Raw genomic sequence first — 21,628 nt, 5'->3', positions numbered from 1 at the left:
AGCAATCCAGGAGCCCCGTGCATGGAGCCCCTGGATTGCTTCGCCTTCGGCTCGCAATGACGAGAACCGCCAACCTGAGACTCAGCGCCAGCCTTCGTGGACGTCGATCGGCTGATCGCATACCCAATCCGGTCGCAGCATCACCTGGCAGCCTTTGTCGAACGGCAGCAGTCCGACGCGGCGCTGATCCTGCATGATTTCGATCGACCAGGTCCGCGGCACTTCCGGATGCACCTGGACCAGCCGCTGGATCACCCCGGCGGCGAACAGCGTCGCATCGATATCGTCAGCGAGCGCCGCGCCGTCGTGGCCCGGGCCATCGACGCGGTTTATCGGATCGCGGACATGAAATCGATAGAACGGCATAGCAGTAGAATGGCGTCGGCGAAGGCCTCGCAAAATGACGCAGATCAAACGAGGCCCGTCGGGGGCGCTATTCTTTTGATCATCAGCCGATTAGCAAGCAAAATCTTGATAAAAATCAAGGGAACCCGCGCCCCGCGGGCTCAGCGGCCGGGCTTGTCGAACAGTTGATAGTTCAGATGCGCCTTCACGGTCGGCCATTCCGCGGCGATGATCGAGTACACCACGGTATCACGTAGCGTTCCATTCGGTGCGATCTGGTGATTGCGCAGGATGCCGTCCTGCTTGGCGCCGAGCCGCTCGATCCCGCGCCGGGACTGATGGTTGAAGAAGTGTGTACGGAACTCGACCGCGATACAGTCCAGTTTCTCGAAGGCATGTTGCAGCAGGAGCAACTTGCATTGCGTGTTGAGACCGGTCCGCTGCACGCGGGACGCGTACCAGGTGGAACCGATCTCGACGCGGCGATTGCCGGCATCCACGTTCATGTAGGTGGTCATCCCGGCGATGTTGCCGGCCGCATCCTTGACCGTCCACGGCAGCATCGCGCCCTGCGCCTGCAACGCCAGCCGCCGCGCGATCTCCGCTTCCATCTTCTCGGGAGCAGGCACGAACGTGTACCAGAGCTTCCACAGCTCACCGTCTCGCACCGCCTCGGTCAGACCGTCGCAATGCGCCGGCTCCAGCGGCACCAAGGTCGCGTGCGGGCCGCTGAGGGTAACCGGTTCGAGCCAGGGCATTCGATTTATCCTTTTTCGACCGACCGGCACGAAGCCTCGATCCGTCATTGCGAGGAGCGAAGCGACGAAGCAATCCAGCTTCGTCTAGCGGCCCTGGATTGCTTCGCGGAGCCTGTCATTGGGCCGGCCGAAGGCCGGACCCGGTGGCTCGCAATGACGATACGTTTCGTGGTCGAGATTGTCACTTGTTCAGAAAATTCAGCGGCAGACCGGGCCGCGACCAATCCATCGCGATCAGTTCGCCCTTGCCGGACAGAGTGATGTAGGCGGTCTTCAGATCGGGGCCGCCGAACGCGATATTGGTGGTGACGCGGTCGCCGGTCGGCACCTGCTCGACCAGCGTGCCGTCCGGTGCGATCACCGAGATGCAACCGGACACCAGCGTGGCGACGCAGACGTTGCCGCCGGCCTCGACCGCCAGCGAATCGAACATCTGATAGCCGCCAAGCCCGCAGATCGGCTTACCCTTCTCGCCGCGATAGATCACGTCGCGCGGCTTCACCTCGCCCGGCGCCGACAGATCGAACGCCCACAACCGTCCGGTCGGGGTTTCGGCCGCATACATCGTCGCCTCGTCCGGCGACAGGCCGATGCCGTTCAGCGGCAGCGTGCCGAACACCTGCTCGGTGATCTCGGTCATGCCGGGCTTGATGTAGTAGGCGGCGCCGACGTCCATGTCGCGGGCGCGGCGCTTGCCGAGATCGGTGAACCACAGCCCGCCGTGCTGATCGAACACCAGATCGTTCGGCCCCTTCAGCGGGTGCTCGCCGCATTTGTCGAACAGCGTCTCGACCTGGCCGCTCTGCAGATCGACACGCTGAATCGAGCCGCCGATATACTCGTGCGGCGCCGGCGCGCCGGGCATCATCGTGCCACGCGACGGAAACCAGCCGAACCCGCCGTTGTTGCAGATGTACATCTTGCTGTCAGGGCCGAGTGCCGCGCCATTGGGGCCGCCCGGCACCTTGGCGACGACTTCCTTGCGCCCGTCCGGCCACACCCGCGTCAGTTGCTGGGCGCGGATTTCGACCAGCACCACCGAGCCGTCCGGCATCACCACCGGACCTTCGGGAAACGCCAGATCGGTGGCAAGAACGCGGACGTTGGACATGGTTTTCTCCCGAGATGTTTGTTGTGCGCGGGAGATGAGACTCCCGCGGTTATTGTCTCGGGAACGAGTTGTAAGTCATGTCGTCGCGGCTTGCCAAGCAAGCGCGATAATTCCACCGAGCGGCAGACGACCGAGAAGACGGCGCGGAACTACTTCGCGTCGGCCTTCGGCGGCGGAGCGTCCTTCGACGGCGATGCATCCTTGGACGGCGTCGCATCCTTGGCCGGCGCAGGCTCGCTCTTGGCCGGCTTCTGCGCGGCTTGTAGTTCGGCGAGTTGCTTCTGCAGCGCGGCCACGGCGGCACTCAGCGCGGCGATCTGCGCGCGAGCTGCATCAAGCTTCTGCTGCTGATCGAGCCGCGCCTTGTCGAGGCTCTTGTGCAGGAAGTCGACATTGCTCTGCAGGCAGCTGGTGCGCCGCTCCATGGTTTTCTCCACGGTGCAGATCTCGATGCCCGGCACGTCCTGGGCGGTCGCGGCCGGGCTCCACAGCAGCGGCGCCAGCAGCGCCAGCGGGATCATCGGTTTGCCGGCCATCGTCGTCTCCTTCGGTTGCATCAGGTGGCAGCGAAGCCGCTGGCGCGCCGGCCGTCAACCGCTCTATCCCGCGGCGGATTGCCGGACTCAGGCCAGCCGTGCGAGGTTCGCGCCATGCAGGAGGCTTCCGCCGAAGAAGAGTGCTTCGTCTATGTGCTCGGCTGCGCCAGCGCCGGCCGCTATCTCACCTATGTCGGCTGGACGCTCGATCTCGACCGACGCCTCGCCCAGCACAATGCCGGCACCGGCGCGCGATCGACCCGCGGCCGCGCCTGGGTGCTGATCCATTCAGAGCGCTTCACCTGCCGCCGCGACGCGATGAGCCGCGAGTGGCATCTCAAGCGCGACCGCGCCTTCCGCCGCCGCCTGGCCGCCGAAGCGCAAGCCTGCGTCGCCAAGGTGCCGAAAGCCCGCAACACTGTCCCAGCGCGTAACAAGACGCGTGACCGATCTTAACCTTTGGAACGCGGCCTGAACGAAGCGGGCCCGAATCACTGCGAATCAGCTCGCGACACGAACTCCGCACCAGATCTCGTGCGAGCTGGCACAGCTACGGCACAACACCTGCTGCGACTGTGAGCGCGCGAAGCCGCGACCATGGCTGAATGGGTTAATACTCGCGCTCGCGCGCTCGACCTCGGCCGACCTCCTCGTCGAGGCTGCACGCGACGACGCACGAGCAATCGTGCCGGATCGCATGTCCCCGAATGCGACACCGCCCCTGCACAACCTTAACGTTTCGAACGCGGCCAGAACGAAGCCAGCCCGAATCACTGCGAATCAGCTCTCGCAGTCGCGCGCTCCCTAGATCTCGGCGACTCCGAGACGATTAAGCACAACACCTGCGCGCGCGTGTTCACGCGACCGCGCTGATCGCGGCAAAACTCGTTAACTCTCGGCCGAGCGGTGCATGGAGAACGTCGCTTGCCGACTTTGCAGAGATCGTCACCGAGCGCGAACGTGCATCCTCACCGGCGTTGTCCCCGGATGCGACACTCGCCGTGCTCGATCTTAAGCTTTGGAACGCGGGCGGAACAAAGCACCGACGAATCAGCGCGAATCAGGTGCTTGCGCTGTGCCGACACCAGATCTTGCCACCCGCCATCACGGATGCGCGCAACATCTGTGCGGCGGTGTTCTCGCGAGAGACCATCCGCGCCTGCTCATCGTTAACGTCCAAGCACACACCGGACGCGCCAATGCACGCCGGCGCGCGGAAGCACCAGCGGGCGGCATTGCTGCAAGATGATGAGAAAAGTCCCGGCCGCGCGCGGAGCACCAGCCGGGGACGTGAAGCTCAGCTGCGCGGGCGGATATACGGCTCGACCGGGCCGTGGACCTTGATCGCAAGCTGATTGCCGAAGCGATCCTTGGCAGTGCCGGCGGCAACGCGGATCCAGCCCTCGCTGACGCAGTATTCGATCACGTTGGTCTTGTCCTGCCCCTTGAAGCGGACGCCGACGTCGAGCTCGAGCAGGTCGGCGTTGTAGTAAGGGCTGGAAGGCTCGATCGACAGACGATCGGGCAGTTCAATGTTCTGAGTGTCGGTCATAGCAAGGTCTCGATCTCTTTCGAAAGCGCCTCCGGCGTGGTGGTCGGCGCATGCCGCGATACCACGCGCCCGGACCGATCGACCAGGAACTTGGTGAAATTCCATTTGATCGCCGAGCCGAGCAAGCCGCCCTTTTCGTCCTTCAGAAACTTGTACAGCGGATGCGCGCCGGCGCCATTGACGTCGATCTTGGCGAACATCGGGAAGGTCACGCCGTAATTGACCGAACAGAATTGCGCAATCTGCGCCTCGTCGCCGGATTCCTGCGCGCCGAACTGGTTGCAGGGAAAGCCGAGCACCGAGAATCCGCGCGCGCCGTATTTCTGCTGCAGCGCTTCGAGGCCCTTATATTGCGGAGTAAAGCCGCAGGCGCTGGCGGTGTTGACGATCAGCAGCACCTTTCCTTCGAACTGTTTCAGCGCGACGTCTTTGCCTGCCAGCGATTTGGCGGTGAAATCATAGATCGACGCCATTGTCCCCTCGCTTCCGTCTCAAGCCACCGGATCGATTGGCGACGGCGGCGCGCCGCCGGCCTCGATCGCTTCGCCCGCGAGCAGGCACAGATCCTCGCGATAGCGTCCCGAAACCACCTGTACGCCGACCGGCACACGGCCGACCATCCCGGTCGACACGGTGAGGCCGGGCAGTCCCATGAACGGCAGCCCGACCTGCGGCATCTGCGCCGCCCACACCCGCTTGAACGACTCCTCGTCCTTCAAATCGAGTCGCTGCGGGAACGGCAGTTCGCCGCACACCGGCATCAGCAGCACCGCATAGGTCTCGAAGAAGGTCTGCCAGTCGCGCGTCAACGTGGCGCGGCGGGTGAGTAGCTTCGAGTAGCTGGCGAGATCGCCGATCGCCTTGTCGCGATTGCCGTGCAGACACGCCAGCGCGCCTTCGTCTCCCTCGCGCTCGGCCGCATCCAGCATCGCCTGATAACCGTCGCCAAGCCAAAACTGCGCCTGCAGCTCGGCAGCCTCACGCAGCGGCGGCGTGTTGGCGATCTCCTCGACGATCCAACCGGCGGCTTCGAGCCGGCGCGCGGCGTCTTTCAGCGCATCGCGGACTTCCGGCACCACCGCAAGATCGTCCGGCGCGATGCAAAGCGCTGCACGCTTGTCGCGCGGCGGGCCCTCGAGCGGCGCCGGCACCCACCACGGATCGCGCGCGTCCGGCTGCGCCAGCGCCTGCAGCCCAAGCCGCACATCAGCGATCGTCCGCGCCAGCGGGCCCGACACAGCGCTGATCTGCGGGCAGATCGGCCGCTCCGGCGACGAGGCGTTGTAGGCGGCGACGCGGCCGATCGTGGGGCGCAGTCCGTGCACGCCGCAGGCATAGGCCGGGTAACGCACCGAGCCGGCGATGTCGGTGCCGTGCGCGATCGCGCCAATCCCGGCTGCAACCGCAGCGGCGGCGCCGCCGGAGGAGCCGCCAGGCGTGATCGAGGAATCGCGCGGGTTCAGCGTCTCGCCGTGCAGCTTGTTGGCGGTGAACCAGCGATAGGAGAACGCCGGCGTGTTGGTGCGGCCGATGATGACCGCACCGGCCTTGCGCAGATTATCGACCACCGGATTGTTGGTCTTGGCGATCCAGTCGCGCTGCAGCGTCACGCCGTTGGTGGTGGCAAAACCCTGCTGATCGACATTGACCTTCACGGTCACCGGCACGCCGGCGAGCACACCTAGCGTCTCGCCTTTGGCGAGCGCGGCATCGACTGCATCGGCCTGCGCCAGCGCGTCCTCGGCCTTGTGATCGACCACCGCGTTGATCGCAGGATTGACGGCATCGAGCCGGTGCAGCGCAGCCTCCGCCACTTCGCGCGCCGAGACGCGGCGGCTGCGGACGAGATCGGCGAGTTCAGTCGCGGGAAGGCGCCAGATGTCCTGCATGATCACTCCGTTGCGAGACAGATGTGATAGCGTGGCAGGATCAGGCGCGCCACCGCCAATTCAGCAGCCGCTCAATGCCTATTCCGCGGCGACTCCGGCAGATCGAGCATCGCCTCGCTGAAGGGAAATTCGAGCAGCACATCGCCCTCCTCGTCGGTGACTTCGAGGCTGGCGCGGATCAGATCGAGCTGCGCGCTCTCGGTCTTGACGATTTCGCGGATCGTGGCACGCGCCACTTCCCAGGCGTGGTCGGCGTCGCGCAGCTCCTCGCCCTCCGGATCCGGAATCAGTTCCTCGCCGATCCGGGTGTTGAAGAAATATCGCGGCATTCCGGCTCCCGATTGAACACCTCTGACAGGTGGCCATCACGACGCCGATCCGCAACCCTTGTGGCGCAGCCCTGCCCTTCGCGCGCTGCGCTGTGCGGTGCTCGCAAACCGCGCGGTTTCGCGCTAACAGGTTCGGATGCCGCTCGATCCGGAAGCCGAAGCTCCGTCCAGCCAGCGCGCCGGCGCTGACGCGCCGCTGTCCTCGCAGATGCTCGCGGTCGGCGACGGCCACGACCTCTATGTCGAAAGCAACGGCCGCGCCGACGGCATCCCCGCGGTGTATCTGCACGGCGGCCCCGGCAGCGGCTGCCAGGTCGATCATCGCCGGCTGTTCGATCCGCAGCGCTTTCATGCCGTGCTGTTCGATCAGCGCGGCGCCGGCCGCAGCCGCCCCAAAGGCGGGCGCGACGCCAACACGCTGCCGCATCTGATCGCCGACATGGAGGCGATCCGCCGCCATTACGGCTTCGAACGCTGGCTGGTGGTCGGCGGCTCGTGGGGCGCCACGTTGGCGCTGGCCTATGCCGAGACGCATCCAGAGCGCGTCACCGGCCTGGTGCTGCGCGCGACGTTTCTGGGCACGCGCGCGGAGCTTGAAACCGCGTTCTTGTCGACGCTGCCGCGGTTCTATCCGGCGCTCAATGACGACTTCCTGAGCGTGCTTCCCGAAGCCGAGCGTGCCGATCCGCTCGGCGCCTATTGGCGCCGGATCCTCGATCCCGATCCCGCCGTGCATGCGCCCGCGGCGCGCGCCTGGGGAGAGACCGAAGGCATTCTCTCGACCATCTCGCCGCGGCGGACGCGGCTCGACCGCGCCGCGCTGACAGGCAACGGGCCGCTGCCGATGACGCCGTTCATGGAAGCGCACTACTTTGCCCATGATTGTTTCCTGGAGCCGGACCAGTTGCTGCGCGATGCACCGAAGCTCGCCGGCATCCCGGGCGTGATCGTGCAGGGCCGCTACGACCTCTTGTGCCCACCGTCCACCGCGCAGCGCCTCGCGGCGCGATGGCCGGAGGCCGAGCTGCGTACCATCGATGCCGCCGGCCACCTGCTCTACGACCCCGGCATCCGCGACGCGGTGATCGCCGGAATCACCGACGTCGCAGCGAAGATCGCCGGCTGAGGCCGCGCGTCAGCCGCGAAACGCCGGCACGCCTGCAGGCGATCCGGTGGCACCGCCATCGACGAAAATTTCGGCGCTCTGGATGTGGGCGGCATCGTCGGAGGCGAGAAACAGCACGGTCTTGGCGATGTGCTCCGGCTCTGCGATCCGGCCGAGCGGCGTCGCCGCCGCGATCCGCTGTTCGAGCACAGCCATCGCCTGATCGGTCGGCGCGGCGTCCTTCCAGATTGGTGTCCGCGCGCCGCCCGGCGCCACCACATTGACGCGGATGTTGCGCGGCGACAGTTCGGAAGCCATCACCCGCGCCATTCCGCGCAGCCCGGCCTTGCTCGCCGCGTAGGCCGCAAAGCCCGGATTGCCGAGCACCGAGATCACCGAACCGTTGAGAATGATCGAGGCGCCGTCGTTCAGATACGGCAGCGCCGCCTGCACGGTGAAGAACACCGCCGTCAGATTGGTGCGGATCACCTGCTCGAACGCCGAAAGCGAGGTGCCACCGAGCGGCGTCGCGCCGGGGATGCCGGCATTGGCGAACACGATGTCGAGCTTGCCGAACCGCTCCGCCGCACGAGCGACCGCGTTCTCGATCGCCGCGATGTCGGTGACGTCGGCTTCGACCGCGAGCGCCTGCGCGCCGAGCTCGCGCGCGGCCGCATCCAGCCTCGCCCGATTACGGCCGGTGATCGTCACGCGTGCGCCTTCGGCCACGAACAGCTTGGCGGTCGCAAGACCGATGCCGCTATTGCCGCCGGTGATCAAGGCCGTCTTGCCGCTCAGTCTCATGCCCGCCTCATCTGGTTGCATTTTTAAACTGATTGGCATCTACGCTAGCTAGTTTTATAATGCAACCACACAACAGCGTGATCGGGACGGCCTCATCATGGTGAAGCGAACCAGCTTCGAAAACGACGCCTGCCCGGTGGCACGCGCGCTGGACGCGATCGGCGACTGGTGGTCGCTGCTGATCATTCGCGAGGCGCTGTTCGGCGTGCGGCGATTCAACGAATTTCAGGCGCGACTCGGCCTCGCCAAGAACATCCTGTCGGTGCGGCTGCGCGCGCTGGTCGAGCACGGCATCCTGGAGCTGGCGCCGGCATCGGACGGCAGCGCGTATCACGAATATGTGCTCACCCCGAAAGGCCGCGGCGTGTTTCCGGTGCTGGTCGCGCTCAGGCAATGGAGCGAAGAATTCGACGCCCATCCCGACGACATCGCCACCGTCCTCGTCGACGTCGAGCACGGCCGGCCGGTCAAGAAGCTCGAGCTTCACGCCGAGGACGGCCGTCTGCTCGCGCCCCACCAGACCACGTTGAAGCCGCGCGACGCCGTCAAGCCGGGCAAGCGGCGCAAGCTCCCCCAATAGCAACTCAAGGGACATCCGATGCCGATTGCCGGACAAGGCATGCTGCTGACCTCGATGGACATTGCGCCGGAGGACGAGGCCGATTTCAATCGCTGGTACGACCGAGAACACATTGCCGAACGCGTCGCGATCGAGGGCTTCGTCGAGGCGCGCCGCTACGTCGCGCTGGACGCAGCGCCGAAATATCTCGGGCTGTATTCGACCGAGAGGTTCGAGGTGCTGAGCAGCGATCCCTACCGAACGGCGCTCGCCAATCAGACCGAGTGGTCGAAACGCAATATCGCCAAATTCAAGAACATGATCCGGGGAGTCGCACGGATCACGCTGAGCCGCGGTCAGGGCCGCGGCGCGGTGCTTGGTCTCGTCCGCATCCGTCCCATCGCGGGCCGGGAGGACGCCTTGCGCACCGGGCTGTCGGCCAAGCTCGATCCGCTGCCGCTCGACGGCATCATTTCGATGCACCTGCTCGAAAATGACCCGGCGCTGTCGAGGCCGCTGACCGATCCGCCCGGCGTCACCAGCCCCGGCGCGTCCGACTGGTTCGTGCTGATCGACGGCACCAGCGCTGCGGCTGTCCAGGCGGCGCTTGCCGGCCGGTTCGAGGCCGCGATAGCCGCCGCCGGCGCAGAGCTGATTGCGGCTGGGACGTATGCGCTGCTGTGGGATTTGGCGAAGGCCGATCTCGATCGCTAAGAGCGAATTTCGCCTGGTTTTGCCTGTAATCCTGGCATCACATCCCTGCGATAGGTTGGCGTCAGGGAACCGTTTGTCGGTTCAGACGTCATCTTCGCATTGGGCGGTAATCGGCCGGCGTGCAAGGCGCCGGTCAGGACGTGTTGACAAGCCTCGATCCCCGGACGGAAATGCGAGCGAGGCCGTCATCGCACCGAACCAGCAGACAAGGCACCATGAATCCCGTCAAAGCGCTCGAAAAACACGGCCAGGCGATCTGGCTGGATTTCCTGGCCCGCGGCTTTATCGCCAAGGGCGACCTGAAGAAACTGATCGAGACCGACGGGGTGAAAGGGGTCACATCCAATCCGTCGATCTTCGAAAAGGCGATCGGTGCGACCGACGAATATGACGGCGCTATCGGCGAGGCGCTGAAGAAGGGCGACCGCTCGGTCGGCGATCTCTACGAGACGCTCGCCGTCGAAGACATCCAGAACGCCGCCGACGTGCTGCGTCCGGTTTACGACAAGCTCGAGCACCGCGACGGCTTCGTCAGCCTCGAAGTCTCGCCCTATCTGGCGCTCGACACCAAAGGCACGCTGGCGGAAGCCGAGCGGCTGTGGCGCGCGGTCGGCCGCGAGAATCTGATGATCAAGGTGCCGGCGACCCGCGAGGGCCTGCCCGCGATCAAGCAGCTCGTCTCCAAGGGCATCAGCGTCAACGTCACGCTGCTGTTCTCGCAGAAGGTCTATGTCCAGGTCGCCGAAGCCTACATCGCCGGCCTCGAAGCGCTGATCGCCTCCGGTGGTGATCCGGCGCATGTCGCCAGCGTCGCCAGCTTCTTCATCAGCCGGATCGACAGCGCGGTTGATGCCGCGCTCGACGACAAGATCGCCAAGGCGAACGATCCGTCCGAAAAGGAACGGCTGGAAGAGCTGAAGGGCCAAGTGGCGATCGCCAACGCCAAGCTCGCTTACCAGGACTACAAGCGGCTATTCAGCGGTGATCGCTGGGCGAAGCTCGAAGCCTGCGGAGCCAAGCCGCAGCGGCTGCTGTGGGCCTCCACCGGCACCAAGAACAAAGCTTATAGCGATGTGCTGTACATTGAAGAGCTGATCGGCCCGGACACCGTCAATACCGTGCCGCCGGCGACGCTCGACGCTTTCCGCGATCACGGCAAGCCGAAGGACAGCCTGGAGAAAGACATCGACGACGCCCGCGCGGTGATCAAGGGCCTCGCCAGTGCGGGCGTGTCGCTCGATGCGATCACCGACAAGCTGGTCACCGAGGGCGTGCAGCTGTTTGCCGATGCGTTCGACAAGCTGCTCGGCGCGGTGGCGTTCAAGCGCGAGACCGTGCTGGCCGGCCGCGTCGGCAAGCAGACGCTGTCGCTGCCCGGCGAACTCGGAAACAGCGTCAAGCAGCAGACCGAAGCGTGGCGCAGCGCCGGCAAGATCCGCAAGATCTGGGCGCGTGATGAAGCCGTGTGGACCGATCACGACGAAGCCAAGTGGCTCGGCTGGCTGCACGCGCCGTCCGTCGCCAAGACCAAGCTCACCGAATATCAGGACTTCGCCAAATGGGTGAAGAGCCAGGGCTTCACCGATGCGGTGGTGCTCGGCATGGGCGGCTCCAGCCTCGGCCCCGAAGTGATCGCCGAGACCTTCCCGCGGCAGGACGGTTTCCCGAAGCTGCACGTGCTGGACTCGACCGATCCGGCGCAGGTCCGCGCGCTCGAAGTCAGCGTCAGGCTCGACTCGACGCTGTTCATCGTATCGTCGAAGTCCGGCGGCACTACCGAACCGAACGTGATGAAGGCGTACTTCTTCGCGCGCGTCACCGAAGCGATCGGCGCCGATCAGGCCGGTCGCCACTTCGTCGCCGTCACCGACCCCGGCTCGTCGATGGAGAAGGTCGCGACCGAGCAGAAGTTCGCCAAGATCTTCCATGGCGATCCGACCATCGGCGGACGCTACTCGGTGCTGTCGCCGTTCGGCCTGGTGCCGGCTGCGGCCGCGGGCCTCGACCTTGCCAAGCTGCTCGACACCACGCTCGCGATGGTCCGCTCCTGCGGCACCGACGTGCCGCCGCAGCAGAACCCTGCGGTGCAGCTCGGTCTGGTGATGGGCTGCGCCGGGCTCGCAGGCCGCGACAAGGTGACAATCACGTCGTCGAAAGCGATCGCGGATTTCGGCGCATGGGCCGAGCAGCTGATCGCCGAGTCGACCGGCAAGGAAGGCAAGGGTCTGATCCCGATCGACGGCGAGCCGCTGGCCGATCCGTCGGCCTATGGCAGCGACCGGCTGTTCATCGATCTCCGCACCGAAGCCGAGACTGATGCGGCCCATGAGTCGAAGCTCGCGGCGCTGGAAGCGGCCGGCCATCCGGTGGTGCGGATCGTGCTGAAATCGACCGAGTCGATCGGCCAGGAGTTCTTCCGCTTCGAACTGGCGACCGCCGTCGCGGGTGCGGTGCTTGGTATCAACCCGTTCGATCAACCCGACGTCGAAAGCGCCAAGATCAAGACCCGCGAACTCACTGCGGCGTTCGAGAAGTCCGGTGCGCTGCCGGCAGAGACCCCTGCCCTGTCGACCGCCGAAGCCGATCTCTACACCGACGCCGCCAACGCCGCGGCGCTGCGCAAAGCGGGTGCCAACGGCACGGTCGCGTCCTGGCTGAAGGCGCATCTGTCGCGCGTCAATGCCGGCGACTATTTCGCCCTGCTCGCCTATATCGAGCGCAACGCCGCGCATATCGATGCGCTGCAAGACATGCGGCTGCGCGTCCGCGACCAGCGCCGGGTGGCGACCTGTGCCGAATTCGGCCCGCGGTTCCTGCACTCGACCGGACAGGCCTACAAGGGCGGACCGGACAGCGGCGTCTTCCTGCAGATCACCGCCGACGATGCAGCCGACCTGCCGGTGCCGGGCCAGACCGCCAGCTTCGGCGTCATCAAAGCAGCGCAGGCGCGCGGCGATTTCGACGTTCTCACCGAACGCGGCCGCCGCGCCCTGCGGGTTCACCTCAAGGGCGATCTCGGCGCCGGGCTGAAGTCGCTCGGCGCGGCGATCAAACAAGCGCTGGAGTGAGACGACATCTCGCCGTTATTGCGAGCGAAGCGAAGCAATCCAGGCTCCGAGCGAGGCATCTGGATTGCTTCGTCGCTTCGCTCCTCGCAATGACGGAGAGATCGAGGAGTAATTAACCGACAATGGGACTGCGCCACCGCGCACAGCCCAGAAGAAATCACGGAGACTTGCGCATGCAGATCGGCATGATCGGCCTTGGCCGGATGGGCGGAAACATCGTCCGGCGCCTGATGAAGGATGGCCATCATGCCGTGGTGTACGACCGGGACCCGCAAGCGGTCGACGCGTTGACGCGCGAAGGCGCGACTGGGGCCGGCGGGCTCGAGGAGCTGGTGCGCAAGCTGGATGCACCGCGGGCCGTATGGGTGATGCTTCCGGCGGGCCATATCACCGAGACCACCATCGAACAGCTCGCCAAGCTGCTCGCCGCCGGTGACGTCGTCATCGATGGCGGCAACACCTTCTGGCAGGACGATATCCGCCGCGCCAAGACGCTGAAGGAGACTAGCATCGATTACGTCGATGTCGGCACCTCCGGCGGCATCTGGGGCTTTGAACGCGGCTACTGCATGATGATCGGCGGCGACAAAGCCGTCGTCGACCGGCTCGATCCGATCTTCGCGACGCTGGCGCCGGGGATCGGCGATATTCCGCGCACGCCCGGCCGCGAGGAGCGCGATCCGCGTGTCGAGCAAGGCTATCTCCACGCCGGTCCGGTCGGCGCCGGCCACTTCGTCAAGATGGTCCACAACGGCATCGAATACGGCCTGATGCAGGCCTATGCCGAGGGCTTCGACATCCTCAAGAATGCCAACAGCGACGTCCTGCCCGACGCTCACCGCTTCGATCTCGACATCGCCGACATCGCAGAAGTCTGGCGACGCGGCAGCGTGATCCCGTCATGGCTGCTCGACCTCACAGCAACGGCTCTCGCAAAGAACGATCAGCTCGACAACTACTCTGGCTTCGTCGAGGACTCCGGCGAAGGCCGTTGGACCATCAATGCCGCGATCGAAGAAGCGGTGCCGGCTGAAGTCCTTACCGCCGCACTGTTCGCGCGCTTCCGTTCGCGCCGGGAACATACGTTCGCGGAGAAAATTCTCTCGGCGATGCGAGCTGGCTTTGGCGGCCACAAGGAGCCGCAGCAGCATCCCGAGCCGGCGCAACAGGCGGCTCCGCAGCAGAAACTGAAACCGAAATCGGAGCGCGCGTGACCACGCAAGCCAACAGCAACCAGGTCCCCGAGGGCTGCGCGTTCGTCATCTTCGGCGTCACCGGCGACCTCACCCATCGGCTGGTGATTCCGGCGCTGTACAATCTCGCCGAAGCCAAGCTGCTCCCCGAGAAGTTCTGCGTCGTCGGCGTTACCCGCAAGGAGATGTCCAGCGACGGTCTGCGCGACAGCCTGATGCAGGGACTGCGCAAATACGCCACCCGTCCGGTCGACGATAAAATCGCCGATCAGCTGCTCTATTGCGTCACCGCGGTCAGCGCCGATCCCAGCGAGCCCCAATCGTTCGACAAGTTGCGCGAGCGGCTGGAGAAGCTCGAAGCCAACCGCAACACCGGCGGCAACCGGCTGTTTTATCTCGCTACCCCGCCAGATGCGTTCGCACCGATCGCGAGCGAGCTCGGCCGCGCCGGGCTGCTCGAGGAAACCAGCGGTGCCTGGCGCCGGCTGGTGGTCGAGAAGCCGTTCGGCACCGACCTCGCCTCGGCCAAGGCGCTGAACGATCATCTGCTCAGCATCATCTCCGAACACGAGCTGTACCGGATCGATCACTACCTCGGCAAAGAGACGGTGCAGAACATCCTGGTGCTGCGGTTCTCCAATGGCATGTTCGAGCCGATCTGGAACCGGGAGCACATCGACCACATCCAGATTACGGTCGAGGAAAAGCTCGGCGTCGGCCACCGCGGCAACTTCTACGACAAGACCGGCGCGCTGCGCGACATGGTGCCGAACCATCTGTTTCAACTGCTGTCGCTGGTGGCGATGGAGCCGCCGGCGCATTTCAACGCCCACGCGGTTCGCTCCGCCAAGGCCGACGTGCTCGCGGCGATCCAGATCCAGACCGAACAGGAAGCGCTGCGCAATTCGGTGCGCGGCCAATACACCTCGGGCAGGATCGGCGACACCGATATCCCGGACTATCGCAGCGCTAAGGATGTCGCGACCGACAGCACCACCGAGACATTCGCGGCGCTGAAGCTGTCGATCGATAACTGGCGCTGGGCCGGCGTGCCGTTCTATCTGCGCACCGGCAAGGCGCTGTCGGGCAAGCGCACCGAGGTCGCGATCAAATTCAAGGAAGCGCCGTTCTCGATGTTCCGCTGTACGCCGGTGCAGGAATTGTCGCAGAACTACTTGGTGATCGGGATTGAGCCGGTCGAAGGCATCTCGCTGCAGTTCAACACCAAAGTGCCCGGCCCGGTGATCGCCATCGACGGCGTCGAGATGACGTTCCGCTACAAGGATTACTTCAAGGTGGCACCGAGCAACGGCTACGAGACGCTGCTGCACGACTGCATGATCGGCGACAACATCCTGTTCCAGCGCGCCGATGGCGTCGAAGCCGGATGGCGTGTGGTGCAGCCGTTCCTCGATGCCTGGAAGAACGCCGGCGCCCACGGCCTGCAGATCTATCGTGCCGGCAGCGACGGCCCCGAAGACGCCGACGAGCTGCTGGCCCGCGACGGCCGCGACTGGCGCAAGCCGGGGTAGCCGATGCGCGGCACCGATTATCACCTCGTGGTCGCGGCCAACGCCGATGCACAGGCCCGCCTCGCCGCGCAGCGCCTGATCGCCCGGATCGAGCTGAACCACGAGCGTCCGGCGATCTGCCTGACCGGCGGCTCCGGGCCGCAGAAGATGTACGAGCTGCTCGCCGGCGAGTTCGAGAACCGGATTCCATGGCAACGCGTGCACTGGTTCATCAGCGACGAACGGTTCGTGCCGGAGAGCGATCCGCTCAGCAATATCGGCGCGGCCAAGCGCGCGTTTCTGGACGGCCGCGCACCGCCGCAGAACGTTCACGCGATCCCCACCGATGCGGCCACACCGGACGAGGCCGCACGCCGCTACGAGGCCGAGCTGAAAGCATCCTACGGCAGCAATGTCCTTGCACCCGACCGGCCGCTGTTCGATCTGGTGCTCGGCGGCGTCGGGCCGGACGGTCACACCGCATCGCTGTTTCCGGGGCGGCCGCAGCTCGCAATCCAGGACCGCTGGGTCGCGGGTGTCGACACGGCCCCGGTCGAGCCGCTGGTGCCGCGCGTCACCCTCACTCTGCCGGCGCTCGCCTCCTGCGCCGAGATGCTGTTCCTGGTCCACGGCGCTGCCAAGCGGGACATCCTCGCCCGCGTATTCGCCGGCGAGGACCTGCCGTCCGCCCGCGCCCGCTCGCAGGGCGAGACGGTGTGGCTGGTGACTCAGGATGCGCTGCCGGAGAATGCCGGTGTCGCCTGAGCCGATGACTTCCGAGCCGCAGCCGCGCGCGCTGATCGTGATGGGTGTCTCCGGCTCCGGCAAGAGCACGGTCGGCGAAGCGCTCGCTCAGCGCCTCGGCTGGCGCTACGAAGATGCCGACGCCTATCACCCTGCAAGCAACGTCGCCAAGATGAGCGCCGGCCATCCGCTCAGCGATGACGATCGCTGGCCCTGGCTCAAGGCCATCGCTGCCGAGATCGACCGCGTCATCGCGGACGGTGGCTTCATCGTGTTCGGCTGCTCGGCCCTGAAGCGCGCCTATCGCGACGTGCTGGTGCACGGCCATGACGACATTCGGATCGTATTTCTCGACGGCAGCCGCGAGCTGATCGGCTCCCGGATGGCGGCCCGCAAGAACCACTTCATGCCGGCCGGTCTGCTCGACAGCCAATTCGCCACGCTGGAGCGCCCCGGCCCGGGCGAGCGCCCCATCATCGCCTCGATCGACGCGCCCGTTGAGGCGATCGTCGACGACATCGTCGGTCAGCTTCCGACGTCGATCCGCGATTAATTCGATGCTCAGCAGTTGAAGTCGTCATTGCGAGGAGCGGAGCGACGAAGCAATCCAGAGTCCAGGACACGGAGCCGCTGGATTGCTTCGCTTCGCTCGCAATGACGGCCTAGATAGGGAAACCCATGACCCGCATCCAGCTCGTAATCTCCGACGTCGATGGCACTCTGGTCACCACCGACAAGCGGCTCACCGATCGTGCCCGTGATGCGGTGGCGCGGTTGGAAGCCAGCGGCGTCGGCTTCACCCTCACCTCCAGCCGGCCGCCGGTCGGGATGCGAATGTACAGCGATCCGCTCGGCATCACGCTGCCGCTCGGTCCGTTCAACGGCAGCTCGATCGTCACGCCGACGCTCGACGTGCTCGAACAGCATCTGATCCCCGATAGCGCGGTGAGGACCAGCATCGAGCTGTTCGAGCGCAGCGGCATCGACATCTGGCTATTCACCAACGACAATTGGTACATCCGCCGCGACGACGGCAAATACGTCGCCCATGAGGAGCGCACCATTCGGTTTTCGCCGACGATGGAGGCGGACCTGATGTCATTCGCCGGCAAGGCCTGCAAAATCGTCGGCGTCAGCGCAGACTTCGCACTGCTCAAGCGCTGCGAGCCGGAGCTGCAGGCTGCGCTCGGCGACCGGGCGCTGGCGGTGCGATCGCAGGATTACTATCTCGACGTCACCCCGCCGGGCCGCAGCAAGGGAACGTTCGTCGCCGCCATGGCCGAGCGGCTCGGCATCCCGACAGACGCCATCGCCACGCTCGGCGACATGCAGAACGACCTGCCGATGTTCGGCGTCAGCGGCCTGTCGATCGCAATGGGCAACGCGGCCGACGAGGTCAAGCAGCAGGCCGCGCACGTCACGGGCCGCAACGACGACGACGGCTTCGCCGCCGCGATCGACTTCATCCTGGAGCGCAATTCGCGTCTGGGCGGCTAAGTCTGCTTCGAGCGCTGCACCGCCGGCTTCTCGGTGGCGGCCTTGGCGGCGGAGAGGTTGTTGGCGGTGTTGATCAGCGCGATGTGGGTCAGCGCCTGTGGGAAGTTGCCGGTCTGACGCTTTTCGACCGTGTCGTATTCCTCGGCGAGCAGGCCGAGATCATTGGCGATGCCGGCGACACGATCGAACAGCGCCTTCGCCCGATCGATCTGGCCGGCCAGCACATAGGCATCGGCGAGCCACAGGCTGCAAGCGAGGAACGCGCCCTCGACCGGCACGCTCGGATCTTTGCTGGCGCGCGGATCGTGACGCATCACGTAGCCGTCGCTCATCAGATGGCGCTCGATCGCCTCCAGCGTGCCCAGCACCCTTGGATCATCCGGCGGCAGGAAGCCGACCGCCGGAATCAGCAGCACCGAAGCATCCAGCACCTTGGCGCCGTAATGCTCGACGAACGCGTTCTGCTCGGCATCGAAGCCGTTGGCACAGACGTCGGCGTGAATCCTCTCGCGCAAGGCGCGCCACTCGGCGACCGGCGCCTTGAGGCCGAACTTCTCCGCGCTCTTGATGCCGCGGTCGAACGCCACCCAGGTCATCACCTTGGACGACACGTAGTGCTGGCGCGGTCCGCGCAGTTCCCAGATGCCGCTGTCGGGCTGATCCCAGATCTTGGCGAGATGCTGCAGCACCTTGCATTCCAGCGCCCAGGACTCGCCGTCGAGCGCAAGGTCGGCGTTGCGCCATTGGTGGAAGGCGTCGATCAGTTCGCCATAAACGTCGAGCTGTAGCTGCGCGTGCGCGGCGTTGCCGATCCGCACCGGCTGTGCGCCCTGATAACCGGCCAGCCAATCCGCCTGCCATTCCAGCAGCCGGCGTTCGCCGTAGATGCCGTACATGATCTGCATGCCGGCCGGGTCGCCCGCCACCGCGCGCAGCAGCCAGTCATGCCAGGCCGCGGCCTCTTCGTTGTAGCCGTTGTTCATCAGCGCGAACAGCGTGAAGGTCGCGTCGCGCAGCCAGCAGAACCGGTAGTCCCAATTGCGCGAGCCGCCGAGTTGCTCCGGCAGCGATGTGGTCGGCGCAGCGACGATACCGCCCGACGGCGCGAAGGTCAGCGCCTTCAGGGTGATCAGCGACCGCATCACCAAGTCGCGATGGTCGCCCTGATAGGTGCAGCGACCGGACCATTCGGCCCAGAAATCCTCGGTGTCCTTTAGCGCCGCGATCGGATCAATCGAGTCCGGCACCGGCAGATGCGACGGACCGTAGGTCATCACGAACGGGATCTGATCGCCCTCGCCGACGTCGAATTCGGCGACCGTGGTCATATCCTTGCCGTGCGTCGCCACCGGCGTCCGCAACACCAGCATGTCGGGACCGCCGACCGCCAACACCGCGCCGTCATCGCCGCGCCGCACCCACGGGATCGCCGCGCCGTAGCCGAACCGGATCACCAGCTGCATCGCCACTTTGACCCGGCCGCGATCGCCGCGCACCAGTCGGACGACGTCGGAGGCCGAGCCGCGCGGCGGCATGAAGTCGATCAGCGTGATGCTGCCGGTCGCGGTTTCGAACGTCGTTTCCAGGATCAGGCTGTCGCCGCGATAGCGCCGGCTGCAGCGCACGACCTCATCCGCAGGCGCGATCCTCCAGCGACCATTGTTTTCAGTACCGAGCAGCGCGGCGAAACAGGCTTCGGAATCGAACGACGGCCAGCACAGCCAGTCGATCGAGCCGTCGCGGCCGACCAGCGCCGCGGTCTCGCAATCGCCGATCAGCGCGTAGTCTTCGATCGGATTCGGCAAAACGTCACCCCGCGGTGCGACGGTCGGCGGTCGCCGCGAGCAGCGCTTGGCGATTGATCACGGCGGCGATGTCCTCGATCGCCTTCGGCAGCCGCCGCCGCCAGTTCGGATGTTCCGACACCGTGCCCGGCACGTTCGGCTGATCGAGCACGCCGAGCAGATCTTCCAGCGCGATCGCCAACAGCCGCGACGGCGTGCGCGCCAGGAACGTCAGCACAGCGTAGATATCGTCGTGCTCGATCCCCTGATTGCGGAGCGCATCGCCGAGCATCGCCAGCGCGTGGCGTCGGCTGTCGTCGCTCTCGCCGGGATCGACCCCGATCGAACGCTTCAGATGCAGATCGGTCGAAGCACGCCAGCCCGAATAGGTGGCGAGGTCGTGGGTGTTGAAGGTGACCAGCGCGTTCGGCAGATAGTGATCGAGCCCGAAGAACCAGCCCTGGTGGAAGTCGCGCTCGAACATCATCACGCGATACGACCAGATCCCCCACGCAGCCAACCGGTCGCGGAAGCCGTCCGGCACCGTGCCGAGATCTTCGCCGATCACCACGCAGCGATGCGCAACGCTTTCCTGCGCAGTGACCGCCAGCAGAGCCTCGAGCGGCATCCGCACATAGACGCCCTGATTGGCGGCAAAGCCGTGCGGGACCAGATACAGCCGGTTCAGCCCGAGCACATGATCGAGCCGGATCGCACCCGCGTAGCGCATCGAGGCGCGCAGCATGTCGCGGAACGGCGCGAAGCCGGTCAGCTCCAGCCCCGGCGCGTTGAACCCGGCAAGGCCCCAATTCTGGCCCGCGGTGTTGAGTGGATCGGGCGGCGCGCCGACCGATAGTAGCCGCGAGATCGCGGCCGGCTCGTTCCAGGCATCGAAGCCGTCGCTCTGCACGCCGACCGCGACGTCGAGATAAAGACCGACGTTCATGCCGCGGGCGGCCGCGAGATCGCGGCAGCCGCGCAACTGATCGTCGGCGCACCACTGCGCGAATTCGAAGAATTCGACCTCCGGACCGTCTGGCCCGGCGCGCAACTGCGCGCAGCGCGTATCATCCGGCTGTCGCCACTCCTCCGGCCATTCCCACCACGGGTGGCCGAATTTGTGCCTTAGCACTTCGAAACACGCGAACCGGGTCAACAGCGGCGCGCGCTCGCGGCGAAACACCTCGAACGCGTCGCGCCGGGCGGCCGACGCCGAAGTGCGGAACGTCTCGTAAGCGGCGCGCAGCCCGCGCCACTTCACTGCCGCCACGGCCGCATAGTCGATCAGTTCGCCATCGCGCAGCGACGCCAGCGTCTGGGCATCGACCGGCCGATCTTTTCCGGAAAACTCCGGCAGGCTTTCGACGTCGACATAGAGCGGATTGAAAAACAGCCGGCTGTTCGGCGAATACGGGCTGCAATCGCCCGGCCGATCGTCGAACAGCGCATGTAGCGGATTGAGGCCGATGCCGCCGGCGCCGAGGCTGGCGGCGAGCTCGATCAGATCGGCCAGATCGGTGAAGTCACCGATGCCCCAGTTGCGTGCCGATCGCAGGCTGTAGAGCTGCACGGCGACCAGCCAGGAGCGATCGAAGGCGCCGCCAAACGCCTGCGGCGGCGCGACTAAAAGCGGCACCTCTTCGGCGTGGCCGGATGCGTCCGTCAGCCGCACCCGATGGCTGCCGCTCGGCAATTCTTGCGGCCATGCGATGGATCGATCTTCGGCGGTGCCTTCGGCCAGCGTCGCCGCCTCGGCCGTGATCACCCAGCGCACCGGGAGGGCCGCATCTGCCCCCAGCTCGGAACGGTTCTGCTCGCCCTGCCGGATCACCACGATCCGATCGAGCAATCGCCGCTCTGCCGCCTCCGGGATCGCGTCGATGATCAGCCCCAGGGCTTCTGGCGGCGTGACGTGGCGGCGGCCCTGACCGTCATAAAACTCGGTCTGGATGCCCAGCTCGGCAGCTTTAGTGAATAAATCCATAAGGCACGCTGTCTAAACGCCGCGCGGGGTGCGCTGCGAATCCGCCTGTCCGCCGACAGGATAGTCATATCGAACGCGATTGCGTAGGGTGAGTTCCATTGGAACCAGCGCGTCCTGGAAGCTTTGTAATCGAGAACCGCCCGGT

At 65.7% G+C, this 21,628-nt stretch carries 21 protein-coding genes; 10 read left to right on the top strand and 11 right to left on the bottom strand.

Annotated elements, in window-relative coordinates; translation table 11 throughout:
• Window positions 1-81 precede the first annotated feature (81 nt).
• From VRZ08_RS19870 to VRZ08_RS19855, 4 genes are all read right to left on the bottom strand, one after another.
• Window positions 82-366, bottom strand: coding sequence for a hypothetical protein (locus tag VRZ08_RS19870; protein WP_107345380.1), 285 nt, complete (start codon window positions 364-366; stop codon window positions 82-84).
• A 140-nt stretch (window positions 367-506) separates the two neighbouring features.
• Entirely contained in the window at window positions 507-1,103 is a 597-nt protein-coding gene (locus VRZ08_RS19865; protein ID WP_107356404.1) for a GNAT family N-acetyltransferase, read from the bottom strand.
• Between the two features lie 181 nt (window positions 1,104-1,284).
• A complete protein-coding gene (locus tag VRZ08_RS19860; RefSeq protein ID WP_414533636.1) occupies window positions 1,285-2,214 on the bottom strand; it encodes an SMP-30/gluconolactonase/LRE family protein in 930 nt (309 codons plus the stop codon).
• 149 nt (window positions 2,215-2,363) lie between these two features.
• Window positions 2,364-2,750, bottom strand: a complete 387-nt coding sequence (locus tag VRZ08_RS19855; RefSeq protein WP_414533635.1) for a hypothetical protein — start codon at window positions 2,748-2,750, stop codon at window positions 2,364-2,366.
• Window positions 2,751-2,864: 114 nt separating this feature from the next.
• On the opposite strand from VRZ08_RS19855, the gene VRZ08_RS19850 reads away from it, so the two are divergent.
• On the top strand, window positions 2,865-3,206 hold the full coding sequence (locus VRZ08_RS19850; RefSeq protein WP_414533634.1) for a GIY-YIG nuclease family protein: 342 nt from the start codon (window positions 2,865-2,867) through the stop codon (window positions 3,204-3,206).
• Between the two features lie 841 nt (window positions 3,207-4,047).
• Here the strand turns inward: VRZ08_RS19850 and VRZ08_RS19845 are convergent.
• From VRZ08_RS19845 to VRZ08_RS19830, 4 genes are all read right to left on the bottom strand, one after another.
• The gene (locus VRZ08_RS19845) at window positions 4,048-4,302 is read right to left on the bottom strand and encodes a DUF3297 family protein (protein ID WP_012497047.1); all 255 of its coding nucleotides are present in this window, start codon (window positions 4,300-4,302) and stop codon (window positions 4,048-4,050) included.
• The gene (locus VRZ08_RS19840) at window positions 4,299-4,775 is read right to left on the bottom strand and encodes a glutathione peroxidase (protein WP_414533633.1); all 477 of its coding nucleotides are present in this window, start codon (window positions 4,773-4,775) and stop codon (window positions 4,299-4,301) included. Before VRZ08_RS19840 ends, VRZ08_RS19845 begins: the two co-directional genes overlap by 4 nt.
• An 18-nt stretch (window positions 4,776-4,793) precedes the next feature.
• The gene (locus VRZ08_RS19835) at window positions 4,794-6,191 is read right to left on the bottom strand and encodes an amidase family protein (RefSeq protein WP_414533632.1); all 1,398 of its coding nucleotides are present in this window, start codon (window positions 6,189-6,191) and stop codon (window positions 4,794-4,796) included.
• A gap of 71 nt (window positions 6,192-6,262) precedes the next feature.
• Window positions 6,263-6,520: a DUF6894 family protein gene (locus VRZ08_RS19830; protein ID WP_107345387.1), complete on the bottom strand. Its 258-nt coding sequence runs from the start codon at window positions 6,518-6,520 to the stop codon at window positions 6,263-6,265.
• A gap of 136 nt (window positions 6,521-6,656) precedes the next feature.
• Between VRZ08_RS19830 and pip the strand changes: the two genes are divergently transcribed.
• Window positions 6,657-7,646: a prolyl aminopeptidase gene (gene pip, locus VRZ08_RS19825; RefSeq protein ID WP_414533631.1), complete on the top strand. Its 990-nt coding sequence runs from the start codon at window positions 6,657-6,659 to the stop codon at window positions 7,644-7,646.
• Between the two features lie 9 nt (window positions 7,647-7,655).
• Here pip and VRZ08_RS19820 read toward each other — a convergent pair whose 3' ends face one another.
• On the bottom strand, window positions 7,656-8,429 hold the full coding sequence (locus VRZ08_RS19820) for an SDR family NAD(P)-dependent oxidoreductase (protein WP_414533630.1): 774 nt from the start codon (window positions 8,427-8,429) through the stop codon (window positions 7,656-7,658).
• A 97-nt stretch (window positions 8,430-8,526) separates the two neighbouring features.
• Here VRZ08_RS19820 and VRZ08_RS19815 point away from each other — a divergent pair, with 97 nt between their 5' ends.
• From VRZ08_RS19815 to VRZ08_RS19780, 8 genes are all read left to right on the top strand, one after another.
• The gene (locus tag VRZ08_RS19815; RefSeq protein WP_414533629.1) at window positions 8,527-9,009 is read left to right on the top strand and encodes a winged helix-turn-helix transcriptional regulator; all 483 of its coding nucleotides are present in this window, start codon (window positions 8,527-8,529) and stop codon (window positions 9,007-9,009) included.
• An 18-nt stretch (window positions 9,010-9,027) separates the two neighbouring features.
• Window positions 9,028-9,702 (top strand): hypothetical protein, encoded by a 675-nt coding sequence (locus VRZ08_RS19810; RefSeq protein WP_414533628.1) that lies wholly within the window; start codon window positions 9,028-9,030, stop codon window positions 9,700-9,702.
• 215 nt (window positions 9,703-9,917) lie between these two features.
• Window positions 9,918-12,770 (top strand): bifunctional transaldolase/phosoglucose isomerase, encoded by a 2,853-nt coding sequence (locus tag VRZ08_RS19805; protein WP_414533627.1) that lies wholly within the window; start codon window positions 9,918-9,920, stop codon window positions 12,768-12,770.
• Window positions 12,771-12,943: 173 nt separating this feature from the next.
• Complete coding sequence (gene gnd / locus VRZ08_RS19800; RefSeq protein WP_414533626.1) at window positions 12,944-13,984, top strand: phosphogluconate dehydrogenase (NAD(+)-dependent, decarboxylating); 1,041 nt, start codon at window positions 12,944-12,946, stop codon at window positions 13,982-13,984.
• Entirely contained in the window at window positions 13,981-15,495 is a 1,515-nt protein-coding gene (gene zwf, locus VRZ08_RS19795; RefSeq protein WP_414533625.1) for a glucose-6-phosphate dehydrogenase, read from the top strand. Before gnd ends, zwf begins: the two co-directional genes overlap by 4 nt.
• 3 nt (window positions 15,496-15,498) lie before the next feature.
• A complete protein-coding gene (pgl, locus tag VRZ08_RS19790) occupies window positions 15,499-16,239 on the top strand; it encodes a 6-phosphogluconolactonase (protein ID WP_414533624.1) in 741 nt (246 codons plus the stop codon).
• A complete protein-coding gene (locus VRZ08_RS19785) occupies window positions 16,223-16,771 on the top strand; it encodes a gluconokinase (RefSeq protein ID WP_414533623.1) in 549 nt (182 codons plus the stop codon). The genes pgl and VRZ08_RS19785 overlap by 17 nt, the downstream gene beginning before the upstream one ends.
• A gap of 125 nt (window positions 16,772-16,896) precedes the next feature.
• Window positions 16,897-17,715, top strand: a complete 819-nt coding sequence (locus VRZ08_RS19780; protein WP_414533622.1) for a Cof-type HAD-IIB family hydrolase — start codon at window positions 16,897-16,899, stop codon at window positions 17,713-17,715.
• On the opposite strand, the gene VRZ08_RS19775 is transcribed toward VRZ08_RS19780, so the two are convergent.
• A complete protein-coding gene (locus VRZ08_RS19775) occupies window positions 17,712-19,520 on the bottom strand; it encodes a glycoside hydrolase family 15 protein (RefSeq protein WP_414533621.1) in 1,809 nt (602 codons plus the stop codon). The genes VRZ08_RS19780 and VRZ08_RS19775 overlap by 4 nt on opposite strands.
• Before the next feature lie 4 nt (window positions 19,521-19,524).
• Window positions 19,525-21,483, bottom strand: a complete 1,959-nt coding sequence (gene malQ / locus VRZ08_RS19770; protein WP_414533620.1) for a 4-alpha-glucanotransferase — start codon at window positions 21,481-21,483, stop codon at window positions 19,525-19,527.
• Between the last annotated feature and the right edge of the window lie 145 nt (window positions 21,484-21,628).

Origin of the sequence: Rhodopseudomonas sp. G2_2311 (assembly GCF_047501505.1) — a bacterium.
Classification (GTDB): Bacteria; Pseudomonadota; Alphaproteobacteria; order Rhizobiales; family Xanthobacteraceae; genus Rhodopseudomonas; species Rhodopseudomonas palustris_H.
The sequence above is the reverse complement of the archived record's forward strand: the minus strand, read 5'-3'. Positions and strand labels throughout refer to the sequence as shown.

What these genes read in the sequence shown, in the direction of transcription:
- gnd (WP_414533626.1), top strand. Translation starts at nt 12,944, where the DNA reads ATGCAGATCGGCATGATCGGCCTTGGCCGGATGGGCGGAAACATCGTC.
- VRZ08_RS19830 (WP_107345387.1), bottom strand. Translation starts at nt 6,520, where the DNA reads ATGCCGCGATATTTCTTCAACACCCGGATCGGCGAGGAACTGATTCCG.
- VRZ08_RS19840 (WP_414533633.1), bottom strand. Translation starts at nt 4,775, where the DNA reads ATGGCGTCGATCTATGATTTCACCGCCAAATCGCTGGCAGGCAAAGAC.
- pip (WP_414533631.1), top strand. Translation starts at nt 6,657, where the DNA reads ATGCCGCTCGATCCGGAAGCCGAAGCTCCGTCCAGCCAGCGCGCCGGC.
- VRZ08_RS19780 (WP_414533622.1), top strand. Translation starts at nt 16,897, where the DNA reads ATGACCCGCATCCAGCTCGTAATCTCCGACGTCGATGGCACTCTGGTC.
- VRZ08_RS19865 (WP_107356404.1), bottom strand. Translation starts at nt 1,103, where the DNA reads ATGCCCTGGCTCGAACCGGTTACCCTCAGCGGCCCGCACGCGACCTTG.
- VRZ08_RS19785 (WP_414533623.1), top strand. Translation starts at nt 16,223, where the DNA reads ATGCCGGTGTCGCCTGAGCCGATGACTTCCGAGCCGCAGCCGCGCGCG.
- VRZ08_RS19870 (WP_107345380.1), bottom strand. Translation starts at nt 366, where the DNA reads ATGCCGTTCTATCGATTTCATGTCCGCGATCCGATAAACCGCGTCGAT.
- VRZ08_RS19835 (WP_414533632.1), bottom strand. Translation starts at nt 6,191, where the DNA reads ATGCAGGACATCTGGCGCCTTCCCGCGACTGAACTCGCCGATCTCGTC.
- VRZ08_RS19820 (WP_414533630.1), bottom strand. Translation starts at nt 8,429, where the DNA reads ATGAGACTGAGCGGCAAGACGGCCTTGATCACCGGCGGCAATAGCGGC.
- VRZ08_RS19855 (WP_414533635.1), bottom strand. Translation starts at nt 2,750, where the DNA reads ATGGCCGGCAAACCGATGATCCCGCTGGCGCTGCTGGCGCCGCTGCTG.
- VRZ08_RS19810 (WP_414533628.1), top strand. Translation starts at nt 9,028, where the DNA reads ATGCCGATTGCCGGACAAGGCATGCTGCTGACCTCGATGGACATTGCG.
- VRZ08_RS19845 (WP_012497047.1), bottom strand. Translation starts at nt 4,302, where the DNA reads ATGACCGACACTCAGAACATTGAACTGCCCGATCGTCTGTCGATCGAG.
- pgl (WP_414533624.1), top strand. Translation starts at nt 15,499, where the DNA reads ATGCGCGGCACCGATTATCACCTCGTGGTCGCGGCCAACGCCGATGCA.
- VRZ08_RS19850 (WP_414533634.1), top strand. Translation starts at nt 2,865, where the DNA reads ATGCAGGAGGCTTCCGCCGAAGAAGAGTGCTTCGTCTATGTGCTCGGC.
- VRZ08_RS19805 (WP_414533627.1), top strand. Translation starts at nt 9,918, where the DNA reads ATGAATCCCGTCAAAGCGCTCGAAAAACACGGCCAGGCGATCTGGCTG.
- VRZ08_RS19860 (WP_414533636.1), bottom strand. Translation starts at nt 2,214, where the DNA reads ATGTCCAACGTCCGCGTTCTTGCCACCGATCTGGCGTTTCCCGAAGGT.
- VRZ08_RS19815 (WP_414533629.1), top strand. Translation starts at nt 8,527, where the DNA reads ATGGTGAAGCGAACCAGCTTCGAAAACGACGCCTGCCCGGTGGCACGC.
- malQ (WP_414533620.1), bottom strand. Translation starts at nt 21,483, where the DNA reads ATGGATTTATTCACTAAAGCTGCCGAGCTGGGCATCCAGACCGAGTTT.